Source organism: Cupriavidus sp. (assembly GCF_057315035.1).
This window is the reverse complement of record NZ_DBHKYV010000030.1, coordinates 35,693-48,515: the sequence shown is the minus strand read 5'-3', so window position 1 is coordinate 48,515 and position 12,823 is coordinate 35,693. Positions and strand designations below refer to the sequence as shown.

Annotated in this window: 9 protein-coding genes; 2 read left to right on the top strand and 7 right to left on the bottom strand. The window is 62.4% G+C overall.

The features are described from left to right. Positions 1-882: a sn-glycerol-3-phosphate ABC transporter permease UgpA gene (ugpA, locus tag ACO550_RS27935; protein WP_315595447.1), complete on the bottom strand. Its 882-nt coding sequence runs from the start codon at positions 880-882 to the stop codon at positions 1-3. 132 nt (positions 883-1,014) lie between these two features. Beyond that, positions 1,015-2,325, bottom strand: coding sequence for a sn-glycerol-3-phosphate ABC transporter substrate-binding protein UgpB (gene ugpB, locus ACO550_RS27930; RefSeq protein ID WP_315595446.1), 1,311 nt, complete (start codon positions 2,323-2,325; stop codon positions 1,015-1,017). A 205-nt stretch (positions 2,326-2,530) separates the two neighbouring features. On the opposite strand from ugpB, the gene ACO550_RS27925 reads away from it, so the two are divergent. Then, positions 2,531-3,352, top strand: a complete 822-nt coding sequence (locus ACO550_RS27925; RefSeq protein WP_315595445.1) for an HAD-IIB family hydrolase — start codon at positions 2,531-2,533, stop codon at positions 3,350-3,352. A 51-nt stretch (positions 3,353-3,403) separates the two neighbouring features. Here ACO550_RS27925 and ACO550_RS27920 read toward each other — a convergent pair whose 3' ends face one another. From ACO550_RS27920 to ACO550_RS27900, 5 genes are all read right to left on the bottom strand, one after another. After that, a complete protein-coding gene (locus ACO550_RS27920; protein WP_315595444.1) occupies positions 3,404-6,658 on the bottom strand; it encodes a two-partner secretion domain-containing protein in 3,255 nt (1,084 codons plus the stop codon). Positions 6,659-6,845: 187 nt separating this feature from the next. Next, positions 6,846-8,402 (bottom strand): nitrogen regulation protein NR(I), encoded by a 1,557-nt coding sequence (ntrC, locus tag ACO550_RS27915; RefSeq protein ID WP_315595494.1) that lies wholly within the window; start codon positions 8,400-8,402, stop codon positions 6,846-6,848. Between the two features lie 82 nt (positions 8,403-8,484). Beyond that, the gene (glnL, locus tag ACO550_RS27910) at positions 8,485-9,648 is read right to left on the bottom strand and encodes a nitrogen regulation protein NR(II) (RefSeq protein ID WP_315595443.1); all 1,164 of its coding nucleotides are present in this window, start codon (positions 9,646-9,648) and stop codon (positions 8,485-8,487) included. Between the two features lie 5 nt (positions 9,649-9,653). Beyond that, positions 9,654-10,175 carry a DUF4124 domain-containing protein gene (locus ACO550_RS27905; protein WP_315595442.1) on the bottom strand — a complete coding sequence of 174 codons (522 nt, stop codon included), beginning with the start codon at positions 10,173-10,175 and terminating at the stop codon, positions 9,654-9,656. A 193-nt stretch (positions 10,176-10,368) separates the two neighbouring features. After that, positions 10,369-11,784 (bottom strand): 3-hydroxylaminophenol mutase, encoded by a 1,416-nt coding sequence (locus ACO550_RS27900; protein WP_315595441.1) that lies wholly within the window; start codon positions 11,782-11,784, stop codon positions 10,369-10,371. Positions 11,785-12,348: 564 nt separating this feature from the next. Between ACO550_RS27900 and ACO550_RS27895 the strand changes: the two genes are divergently transcribed. Continuing rightward, positions 12,349-12,813: a rhodanese-like domain-containing protein gene (locus ACO550_RS27895; RefSeq protein WP_315595440.1), complete on the top strand. Its 465-nt coding sequence runs from the start codon at positions 12,349-12,351 to the stop codon at positions 12,811-12,813. Positions 12,814-12,823: the final 10 nt, after the last annotated feature.

Genomic DNA, 12,823 nt, shown 5'->3' with positions numbered 1-12,823 from the left:
TTAGTATTGGACCTTGCGTTCCACGAACCGGAACTGCACCACGGTCAGGCCGATCACGATCACCATCAGCACCACCGACTGTGCCGCCGAGCCGCCGATGTCCATGCCACGGAAACCGTCGTGGAACACCTTGTAGACGAGCGTGTTGGTCGAATTGAACGGGCCGCCGTGCGTCACGGCATCGATAATCGCGAAGGTATCAAAGAACGCGTACACCACGTTGATCACCAGCAGGAAAAACGTGGTCGGCGAGAGCAGCGGGAACACGATCGACCAGAACCGCTTCCACGGTCCGGCGCCGTCGATGGCCGCGGCCTCGATCAGCGATTTCGGAATGCTTTGCAGCCCGGCCAGGAAGAACAGGAAGTTGTAGCTGACCTGCTTCCACGCCGCGGCCAGGATCACCAGCGTCAGCGCCTGGTTGCTGTTGAGCAGGAAGTTCCAGTCCACACCCATCTTGCGCAGTGCATACGACACCACGCCCAGCGTCGGGTTGAACATGAACATCCACAACACGCCGGCCACGGCCGGGGCCACCGCGTACGGCCAGATCAGCAGCGTCTTGTACCCGGTGGCGGCACGCACCACGCGATCGGCAAAGTACGCGAGCAGCAGCGCCACCGACAAGCCCACCACGGTCACGCCGATGGCAAAGATCGCGGTGACCTGGAACGACTCGATATAGTTCGCGTCCTTCCAGAGCGCCACGAAATTGTCGAGGCCGACGAAATCGAGGTTGATGCCGAAGGCATCCTGCTGCAGCATCGACTGCCACAGCGCCTGCCCGGCGGGCAGGAAGAAAAAGATCAGCGTAATGACAATCTGCGGCAGCACCAGCAGATATGGCAACCACGGTGACCGGAATACGACGCGTTTTTCCATGGTCGGGATACCGCTCCATCACTAGATACCAGACGAACCCCGGCGAACCCGAGCGAATCCGGACAAACGCAAGCGGGCGACGGTTGTGCCGCCGCCCGCCGCGTCCTGCGTTGCAGGAAACTCGTTCCTTCGTTATTCCTTCGCGGTCTTCTGGAAGCGTTCCAGCTGTTCGTTGCCGCGCGCAATTGCCGCATCGAGCGCTACCTTCGGCTCCTTCTTGCCGGCCCACACGGCTTCCAGTTCCTCGTCGATGATCGTGCGGATCTGCACCAGGTTGCCCAGGCGCACGCCGCGCGACTTGTCGGTGGTTTTCACGACCATCTGCTCGACCGACACCTCGGCACCGGGATTCTTGTCGTAGTAGCCCGACTTCTTGGTCAGTTCATAAGCAGCCATGGTGACCGGCAGGTAGCCGGTGGCCTGGTGCCAGTCCGACTGGATCTCAGGCTGCGACAGGAACGTGAAGAACTTGGCCACGCCCTTGTACTCTTCCGGCTTCTTGCCGCTCATCACCCACAGCGATGCACCGCCGATGATCGTATTCTGCGGCGCGCCCTGCACGTCCGGGTAGTAAGGCAGTTGCGACACCCCGAACTGGAACTTGGCGTTCTTGCGGACATTGGCCAACGACGCCGACGAGCCCGTGAACATCGCGCATTCGCCGTTATAGAACTTGGCTTGCGATTCCGCCTTGCGTCCGCCGTAGCTGAAATAGCCCTTCTTGACCATGTCCTGCAGGTTCGTGATGTGCTTCACGTGCAGCGGGCTGTTGAAGACCAGGCGCGCGTCGGTGCCGCCAAACCCGTTGTTCTTGCTCGCGAACAGCGTGTTGTGCCAGGCCGAGAAGCTTTCCAGGTGCACCCAGCTTTGCCAGTCGGTGGTGTAGGCGCAGTTCATGCCCGATGCCTTGAGCTTGGCCGAGTATTGCATCACCTCGGGCCACGTCTTGGGCGGCGCCGACAGGCCGGCCTTCTTGAAGGCATCCTTGTTGTAGTACATGACCGTGGTCGAACTGTTGAACGGGAACGACAGCATCTCGCCCTTGGACGAGGTGTAGTAGCCCGCCACAGCAGGAATGTAGGCCTTCTGGTCGAACTTCTCGCCGGCTTCCTTCATCACGACCGACACCGGCTTGATGGCACCCTTGGCGCTCATCATCGTGGCCGTGCCCACTTCAAACACCTGCAGGATGGCCGGCGCCCCGCCCGCGCGGAACGCGGCGATGCCGGCGGCCATGGTCTCGTCGTAATTGCCCTTGTTCACCGGCACGATCTTGTATTCGGACTGGCTGGCGTTGAACTTGTTGGCAATCTCGTTGACCTTGTCGTTCAGCGCGCCCGCCATGGCGTGCCACCACTGGATCTCGACAGCTGCGTGAGCCGTGCCGGCCAGGGCCAGGCTGGCTACTGCGGCAAATTTCAAAGCAAGGCGCGGAAAGGACATGGGCGTTTCTCCTGAGGCTGTTCGGTCCAACGATTTTTTTGAAAAAGCGACCGACTGTATGCATTTTTTGTGACATGGATGTTACGCCGCTCTTCTGTCATCGAACACCGGGCAAACCCGCGTTGCATAAGCGAATGTTGCAGCATATTGACGACAGACAACCGCTACATGCATGCCCTGTTCAGCAGGGCTACAATGCGCCGCCATGACTGCACCAATTCCGTTTGCCTTCCTGCCCGATGCCGCGCTGCGCCGCGTGCGTGGCATCCTGACCGACATCGATGGCACGCTGACCACCGACGGACGCCTGCCCGCCGCGACTTACCTGGCGCTGGACCGACTGGCGCGCGCCGGCCTGCATGTGATTCCGGTCACCGGACGCTGCATCGCCTGGGCGGAAATCCTGACGCGCCTCTGGCCCGTGGATGCGATCATCGGCGAAAACGGCGCGTTTTACTCGCATCTGCGCCATGGCAAACTGGTAACGCGCTATCTCGACGACGCGGCCACGCGCGATGCCAACCTGTACCGCATCCACGCGCTGGGGCAGGAGATCCTGCGCGAAGTCCCCGGCTGCGCGCTGGCCTCGGACCAGGCCTGGCACGCCGCCGACCTGGCGATCGACCATGCCGAGGACGTTTCGCCATTGCCCCAGGCAGCCGTGGAACGCATCGCCACGATGATGCGCAGCGCCGGCATGACAGCCACCGTCAGCTCGATTCATGTGAACGGCTGGTTTGGCCGTCACGACAAATTGTCGATGAGCCGGCTCTGTGTAGAGGAATTGCTCGGGGACGATATCGACGCGAAACGCGACGAATGGCTGTTTATCGGCGACTCAGCCAATGACGTGGCAATGTTTGGGCACTTTCCGTTGTCGGTGGGGGTGGCCAATGTGCGGGAGATTCTTGAAACGCTGCCGCAGAAGCCTGCATACATCACCGAGGCGGCCGGTGGCGAGGGTTTTGCCGAGATGGCCGAACGGCTGCTCGACATCAAGGGAAAGGGGCTGGTGCCACAGACGTAAAAAAACCGGCACCTGTTGGTACCGGTTTGCCCGCGACGAATTTCCGTGCGCTCAACTGTTCCCGGAGTGCCGGTCGATCTCGGGGGACACCCCGCCCGCCTGGATCCCGTTGCCGGACTCGTCGGCGTCGACGTCCGGATCGACGGATACGCTCTCGACCAATGCCTCGGCCCAGGTAGCATCTTCAGACTCCGCATCCATTGGCGGCGGCGCCTTGAGGTGCCACGCCGGGCCCGTCAGGCTATCAAAATAATACGCGCCGATACGAACCCGCTTGTCTTGCGCGTCGGCGCCCGCGCCAACATCGTCATTGCCGATGTGTGACGGAGGGCCCCAAACCTGATTGCCATCCGCAACCTCCACGCCAACCGCGCTAACATCACCGCTGCTTGCCGGCTCCGCGCCGCCAAGCCATTGGCCAAGGACACCCACCCTGGTGCCTCGTTCCGCTTCGATGCTGCTACCCTCGGTCTGCCGCATACCCGTGCCGTTGGTCGACGTGCCGTCGACGTAGCCGCTGCCGCCATCGGTGAAAGCGATCTTGCCACCCTGGTAGATGCCATCGCCGTCGACAGAGCGGCCGCTAAGGTCGAGGGACCCCAGGTCGCCAATCTGGATCGCGCTGTTGGCACCTTGTTCGAAACCTGTCCCGCTGACCGATTCACCGGCGATGGCGACGCTACCAGTGCCCGTCATGGAGACCGCTCCGCTCAGCCTTACACCGCTGCCGGCAACAGATTCGCCGGACACCGACACCGCACCTGAATCTCCGACACTCAGGCCCATGCCGTTGTCCATCCGGACACCAATGCCAGATTCCGATTTCCCTGCGATGTTCAGGCTGCCTTCATCTGCCACACTACGTTCTTTCTTGACCCAGATGCCGACACCAACGCCGTTCGTGGAGGTGCCGTCCACGTCGACCTGACCTTGGCCGGAGACCAGCAGGTCGTTGTTCAATACCACGCCAGCACCAGTGCGCGAGGTGCCTGTCAGCGTCAGTGTCGCGTTGTCATCGAGATCGAATCCGCCCGTGTTCTGAACGAGCCCAGTGTACGTATCGCTTGTGCCCCAGATTTCAGCTGCGGCATTTCCCGTCATCTTCGCGGCCACCACCGCTCCATCATCCGTCCTCGACGCGCCCTCCACCCGGACTTTCGCATCGTCGCTAAGGATCATGCCCACGACCACGCCGGCGGAGGTATTCGTTACGCCTGTCAGACTGGCGCTACCGCGCTCACTGACGACCAGCTTGTTCCCCGACGACCAGATGCCACTACCGGAAGCGCCCTTGCCCATCGCATTGAACGTCGCATCCTCCCTGACATAGACCATGCCACTCATTTGTAGGCCAGGGCCTGACACCGCCTGGGCGTTGATATTGAGCGTCGAGTTGCCAGTCAGTATCGTATTGCCTCTCAGCAGCACGCCCTGAAGGTTGGCGCCATTGGTGTTGGTGACCTTGCCGTGAATGTCCAATGTGCCATTACCCACCAGCGTCAGTCCCCGGTTGATCACCACGGCGTTCGCCTTGGCAGAGGTCCCGGAAATGAGGCCGCCGCCAATATTTTTCAGGCCGCCGGTAGAGACGGCGGTACCCGCACTGGTCTTGCCGAACATGTGCAACTGGCCGCCGTTGAGATCGATGTTCGAGGTCGTTAACTGATTGACAATGCCAGCCCCACTCCTGGCCGCCTGCGCGTTGAGGTTCAGCCCGGCTGATGTCGATGTGATATTGCCCTTGAGCGTGATGTTGCTGTCGGCAATCAGGTTCAGCGTTGCGTCTCCACCGGAGGTCTTTGTAATATCGGCCCCGGCAAGCTGCATGATGCTGCCGGCTGCCTTGCTGGCGCTGGCAGTGGTGATGGTCACGTCCGTACCGGCGTTCAGCGCGTTGCTGATCGTGGTATTCGTGACCGTTGCCTTGGTGGCGGCTGCGGCGAACCCGCCCGTGACGCCCCCTGTGTAGCCAGCATCCGGTCCCGTCGAAATCGTGATGTCGGTTGGGTCGATCAGCCAGTGGCCAGCCTTGCCGCCTTGCCCGGCGGCCGTCACCAGACCCTGCACATCGAGGTTGCTTCCAGATGTCTCCACGAAGCCTCCGTCACCATGGGCGGCGTTGGCGCGAACGCGGGCGCCGCTGTCCACCTGGGTGTGACTCGCGAACGCCATGCCGTCCTGCAACAGACCCAGGGCCTGCGTGCCGTCCAACTGATGCAGCGTGTCGCCGCCCAGGATCGCTACGCCACCTGCGGCATCGCCGCTCACATCCACGGTGGCGTCACCGAAGATGCCCACGCGGTCGCCGGCAAGCACCACCGTGCCACCCTGCCCACCGGCCGCCATGTTCGACGCATCGATCTGGCCCGTCACCACCGTGTCACCAGTGGTACCGGCGTCGGCGACGATGGTGCCGGCACGCGTAACGCCATCGAGGTTGATCACCGTATTGAGCAGCGTGTCCTTGCCGCGCGCGGTAACCAGGACCGTACCGTCATGCGCGACGATGTGGCCGGTGTTCTCCACCAGCGCATTGGCCGTGGCCTGGTCGAGCACCAGCGAGATGCCCAGGCCATTCGGCAGCGACACCGTAGCGCTGTCGCCCGCCGCCAGCACGACCTGGCCACCCTGCGATGTGCGAATCCTGCCGTCGTTGCGCACCTGATCGCCCATCAGTGTCACAAAGCCCTGGGCCTGGATATCGCCTTCGTTGATCACGCCGGCCTGGGTACCCGTGGATGTCAGGCGCAGCGGGTCCCCATGCATGAAGGCCTTGGCATCGATCAACTTGTTTGTGGCCAGCAGCGAGCCCACATTGACGACTGCGCCCTTGCCGAACAGCACGCCATTGGCGTTCTGGATCAGCACTTGCCCGTTGGCCAGCAAGCTGCCCTGGATGTTCGACGCGTCCGCGCCGGTCACCCGGTTGAGCATCTGCGCCTGGCCATTGGGCTGGTTGAACTGCACCGTTTGGTCCTGGCCGATACTGAATGTGTTCCAGTCGATCACGGCGCGCTGGCTGGACTGGTCCACATGCATCGTACTGGCGTTCGGTTGCGCGATGGTTGCCTGGCCGGCCACCACCTGGCCGCCGGTGGGCAGGGCCTGCGCCCGCGCATCCATGGCGTCGAACGCCAGCAATGCCAGTGCGATGGCGGTCAGCGTGGAAATCACGCCACGTTCGCCCGTCAGGTCGGGCGCGCGGGTTTCGCCGGTGCGCTTGCCCTGGCCTTTCACGTTTTCGGCTACGGCAACGAGCATGCCAAGGTGCCGGTTGAATACACGGCGGAAGAGATTCTTGTTCATGGGGGCCATCCTCTAGGTCTGGATATCTACACCCAGACTAGAAAACGGTGCCCGAACGGGACATCGCAAATTAGCGAAATCATGGGTGAACATGCCGCCCTACCCGGGAAGCCCGGAAACAAAAAAGGCTCCGCATTGGCGGAGCCTTTCCAACAGACAACAGATTTGAGCAGCGCAAACGATCCGCTTAATCGAAACCCAGTTCCTGCAGCTTCCGGGTAATGGTATTGCGGCCGATACCAAGTCGGGTCGCCGCTTCTACCCGACGACCGCGCGTCACGCCCAGCGCCGCTTCGAGCACCGCCTTTTCGAAACGGCGTGTGAGCGCATCCATGACCTCGGACTGTCCCGATTCCAGCATCGTCTTCGCCTCGCCGGCCAGCAGGCTCTCCCAGCTTTGCGACACCGCCGCATAGGCAGGCGCCATCGCCGCTGACGAGGCCGCCATCGGCGGGCGCGTGGCTACCAGCGTATCGCCATCGCCACCGGGCGCGCCCATGCCGTAGTCCGAGGTTTCGATCGCATCGTAGTCGCCGGCGGGACGCATGTCACCGGCCAGCGGACGCGGCGCCGACTGGCTTTCGCCATGCCCCACGTCGATCATCTCGCGCGGCAGGTCCTTGACCTCGATGGTCTGCGCCGGCGCCATCACGGTCAGCCAGTTGCAGAGGTTTTCCAGTTGCCGCACGTTGCCCGGGAACGGCAGCGTGCTGACATAGGACAACGCATCGTCGGACATGCGCTTGGGCTCGACACCGAGTTCCTTGGCACTCTTCTGCAGGAAATGGCGCGCCAGCAGCGTGATGTCCTCGGGCCGCTCGCGCAACGGCGGCAGGCGCAGGCGGATCACGTTCAGGCGGTGGAACAAGTCCTCGCGGAACAGCCCTTCCTTGACACGCGTTTCCAGGTTCTGGTGCGTCGCGGCAATGACGCGCACATTCGCACGCAGCGGATTGTGGCCACCGACGCGATAGAAGTTGCCATCGGAAAGCACGCGCAGCAGGCGCGTCTGCAGGTCGAACGGCATATCGCCGATTTCATCGAGGAACAGCGTGCCGCCCTCGGCCTGCTCGAAGCGACCACGCCGCATGGTCTGCGCGCCCGTGAACGCGCCGCGCTCATGGCCAAACAGTTCCGATTCCAGCAGGTCCTTCGGGATCGCCGCGGTATTCAGCGCGATAAACGGACCATTGGCGCGCGGGCTGTGCTTGTGCAAGGCACGCGCCACCAGTTCCTTGCCCGTACCGGACTCGCCGGTAATCATCACGGTCACATTCGATTGCGACAGGCGGCCGATGGCGCGGAACACGTCCTGCATCGCCGGGGCCTGGCCCAGGATCTCGGGCGCATCGACCAGGCGGTCTTCCATCTCCTCTTCGCGCAGGCTTTCTTCCAGCGCCCGGCGAATCAGTTCCACGGCCTTGTCGACATCGAACGGCTTGGCCAGATATTCGAATGCGCCGCCCTGGAACGCCGCCACGGCGCTATCCAGATCCGAGTAGGCGGTCATTACGATGACCGGCAGGCCCGGGTGCCGTGCCTTGAGGGCCTGCAACAGGTCCAGGCCCGAGCCGCCAGGCATGCGGATATCTGAAATCAGGACCTGCGGCTCGTCTTCTTCCAATGCCGCGAGTACGTCGCGGACATTGGTAAAACTGCGAGAGAGCAGGCTTTCACGTGCAAGGGCCTTTTCCAGGACCCAGCGGATTGATTGATCGTCGTCGACTATCCAGATCGGCTTCATGTGCGTCGCTTGTCTGCTCGGTGTCATGTGGTCTCCCGTGTGCCCCGCCGGAGTCGCTCGCACCGGATACGTCGATCGACGGTCAATGCAGCGGCAGCAGGATACGGAAGTCGGTACAGCCGGGCCGGCTCTCGCATTCGATCAAGCCCTCGTGCTGCTGCACGAAGGTTTGAGCGAGTGTGAGACCGAGACCGCTACCGCCATCCCTTCCCGATACCAACGGATAGAAGATGCGTTCGCGAATGTCCTCGGGGATGCCCGGGCCGTTATCTGTCACATGCAAATCCAATGCCAGCTTGTACAAACGCTTGGCAATCGTGACCTGGCGGGCCACGCGGGTACGCAGGACGATCTGTGCATCGCCATGCGCAATCCGCTCGTTGAGTGCCTGGGCGGCGTTGTGGACGATGTTCAGCACGGCCTGGATCAGCTGTTCCATGTCGCCGCGCAGGTCCGGCAGGCTGGCGTCGTAGTCGCGCACGATATCGAGCCCGTTCGGGAACTCCGCCAGGACCACGGACCGCACCCGCTCCAGCACCTCGTGGATATTGAGGTCCGACACGATATGCGGATGGCGATGGGGCTCCAGCAGGCGGTCCACCAGTGTCTGCAGCCGGTCGGACTCCTTGATGATGACCTGGGTGTACTCGCGCAACGCACGCTCGGGCAGCTCGAACTCCAGCAGTTGCGCCGCCCCACGAATCCCGCCCAGCGGGTTCTTGATCTCGTGCGCCAGATTGCGGATCAGCTCCTTGTTGGCCGATGTCAGGTCGAGAATGCGCTCCTCGCGGTCGCTGCGCACCTTCTGTTCGTTCAGCAGGATCTCGACCAGCACGGTGCTGGAGCGCCCTTCGATGCCGCCTACCACCACATGCGCATGCATCGGTTCCTGCAGCGGGGGCCGCAGGACCAGGTCCTGCCGCCGCACGTCGACCTGTCGCGCAATCACCGTCTCGATCATCGTGTCGAGCTCTTCCGATGCGCCAAACAGGTCTGGCAGCGACAGCTCCACCATGGCCTTGCGCGACACCGCGAAGCTGGCCTCGGCTGCGGGATTCGCATAGACCACGCGCAATCCCGGCTGGCGCACCAGCAGTACCGGGTTGGCCACGTTGTCCAGGCCCGGATGCAACACCACATCGCCCAGCGGCACGACATCGGCTTCACGCGGGTCGATGTCGGCGGGATCGGGCTTGCGGTCCGCACCGGTGACTTTGCGCGAGACTCCGCGAATCAGGCGACGCATAGGCTTCAGTCCTTCAAATTCGATAGCTCCCGCCGAAGCGATGCCACATTGGCTTCACTGCGGGAAACGTCATCGCGCAGGCGCGCCACGCGATCCAGATACTTTTGATAGTTACGCTCGTTACCCTGGCGTTCCGGCTCGCCATTGTTGAATTCCGAGCGCAGCCCGGCCAGCTTGGCCTCCTCGCTCTGCAGTTCCTGCTCCAGCACGGCGCGGCGCTCGCTGTCGCGGTTCTTCTGCGTGGCACTGTCCACGCGCGGGAACGCGGTTGGCGAAGCGGCCACACCGCCCGCCTTGCCGCCAGACGAAGCCGCGCCACTGGTGCGGCCACCCGGCACGGTCACCACGTCGGGCAGGTTGAGCTTCTTGCAGTCCTTGCTGTTGCCGGGATTGCCGTTGCGATACTCGGGCACGCCGTTGGCGCCCTTGCACATGTACACGTCGGACGACTGCGCCGGCGCCGGACCGCTCCAGACAGCCAGCGCCAGGGCCGCGACTGTCACCAGAATGGGGAAACCCACACGCATTTGGTGCGACCACGCACCACCAGCCCTGTTGTAAACCCTGCTCGAAATCGCTTCCATGAACATCGACATGAAGGTTAGGGAAAGAGCCCCATTCTAGCGATCAAACGTGGCTACAAAACAAAAAGGGACAGCCGAAGCCGCCCCTTCCTGGTGCCACTGTTGCCCGGTGACAACCTGGCAACGCACAACCCGCTTACAGCGAGTAGTACATGTCGAACTCGATCGGGTGAGTGGTCATGCGGAAACGCGTGACTTCTTCCATCTTCAGTTCGATGTACGCATCGAGCATCGAGTTCGAGAACACACCACCGCGCGTCAGGAACTCACGGTCGTTGTCCAGGTACTCCAGCGACTGGTCGAGGCTCGAGCAGACGGTCGGGATCTTTGCGTCTTCTTCCGGCGGCAGGTCGTACAGGTTCTTGTCGGCAGCTTCGCCCGGGTGGATCTTGTTCATCACGCCGTCCAGACCGGCCATCAGCAGTGCCGAGAAGCCCAGGTACGGGTTCATCAGCGGATCCGGGAAGCGCGTTTCGATACGGCGACCCTTCGGGTTGGCAACGTACGGAATACGGATCGATGCCGAACGATTGCGGGCCGAGTAGGCCAGCTTCACCGGAGCTTCGAAGCCCGGCACCAGACGCTTGTACGAGTTCGTACCCGGGTTGGTGATGGCGTTCAGCGCGCGCGCGTGCTTGATGATGCCGCCGATGTAGTACAGCGCGAATTCCGACAGGCCGGCGTAGCCGTTGCCTGCGAACAGGTTCTGGCCGTCCTTCCACACGGACTGGTGAACGTGCATGCCCGAACCGTTGTCGCCCACGATCGGCTTCGGCATGAACGTGGCCGTCTTGCCATAGGTGTGCGCGACGTTCTGGATCACGTACTTCTGCAGTTGGGTCCAGTCGGCGCGCTGCACCAGCGTGCTGAAGCGCGTGCCGATTTCGTTCTGGCCCTGGCCAGCCACTTCGTGGTGGTGCACTTCAACCGGAATGCCCAGCGATTCCAGAATCAGGCACATTTCCGAACGCATGTCCTGGAACGTGTCGATCGGGGCAACCGGGAAGTAGCCGCCCTTCTTGCCCGGACGGTGACCGCTGTTGCCGTGCTCGAATTCCTTGGCCGACGACCACGGTGCTTCTTCCGAGTTGATCTTGACCGAGCAACCCTGCATGTCGATGTTCCACGTCACGCCGTCGAAGATGAAGAACTCGGGTTCCGGACCGAAGAAGGCGGTGTCGCCCAGGCCGGTGCTCTTCAGGTAGGCTTCGGCGCGCTTGGCGATCGAGCGCGGGTCACGGTCATAGCCCTTGCCGTCCGACGGTTCGATCACGTCGCAGGTCAGCACCAGGGTCGGTTCTTCATAGAACGGGTCGATGTAGGCGGTACCCGAATCCGGCATCAGCAGCATGTCCGATGCTTCGATACCCTTCCAGCCAGCGATGGACGAACCGTCAAAGGCGTGGCCGCTTTCGAATTTGTCTTCATCGAAGTGCGACGTCGGAACCGACACGTGCTGTTCCTTGCCCTTGGTATCCGTGAAACGGAAATCGACGAACTTGACGTCGTTTTCCTTCACGAGCTTCATCACATCTGCAACGCTCTGCGCCATGCCTATCTCCTGGAAATTCGAGGCTGTGTCTGAGAAAGCCATTGTTGGTGCGGTCGATCGGTCATCCAATCCAGACCGCCCCAAAAGGGACGAGGAATGTTAGCAGAAAGCATGCCACCCTCCAGCCCTTCGTACCGGTAATCGCCCTGACTTCCCGAAAAACGTGCACCCGCCGGCCAGGGCCGCACCGGGACGGGGGACGAGGATTGCATACAACCTTGCGCACCTGCCTTACGCCGCCGCACGCGACGCCGTTCCGCTCCGGAGCCCTGCCCCATGAAACACCATACCGGTGCATGATTCAAGGTAACGCACCGTATCAGTGCTTGAGACCTGTAAATGCACCGTCATGATGCATTTTCGGCTTTCCTTGAATGCAGCGATTTTTTCGGGCCGGTCAGTTCACCACCAACGCACATCATCAACGCACCACCAACGGCCGCGCGCTAGAATAGCGCCGAATGCGGCCGGTTCCCAGCCCCATGTCGCTGCTGTTGCCCGCATGTTGCCCGTACGCCGCCTGCCGCCCGTTGGCCCCTCCTCTTATTGACACCGTCACACAGAATGACTACCCGAGACACCCTTCTCCAGACCGCCCACGCCCGTCAGCAACAGGGACAGCTCGCCTACTACGGCGCCCTTACCCCGGAAGAGACGTATGCACTACTGCAGGCCGACCCGCGCGCCGTGCTGGTCGATGTGCGCACGCAGGCCGAGCTGGATTGGGTGGGTGGCGTGGCGGTACCCGACGAACAGTTTGCGCACGTGGAATGGTCGACCTATCCGGGCGGCACGCAGAACCCGAATTTCGTGGCCGAACTCAAGGCGCGCATCCCGGCCGATGCCCCGGTACTGTTCCTGTGCCGCAGCGCAGCCCGCTCGAAGCATGCCGCGCGCGTGGCCACCGAGGCCGGCTATCAGTTCGCGATGGATGTACTGGAAGGTTTCGAAGGCGCCCGCGACGAACATCACCATCGCAAGACCGTGGAAGGCTGGTGCTTCCGCGGCATGCCATGGCATGGGGCGTGATTGATTGCTG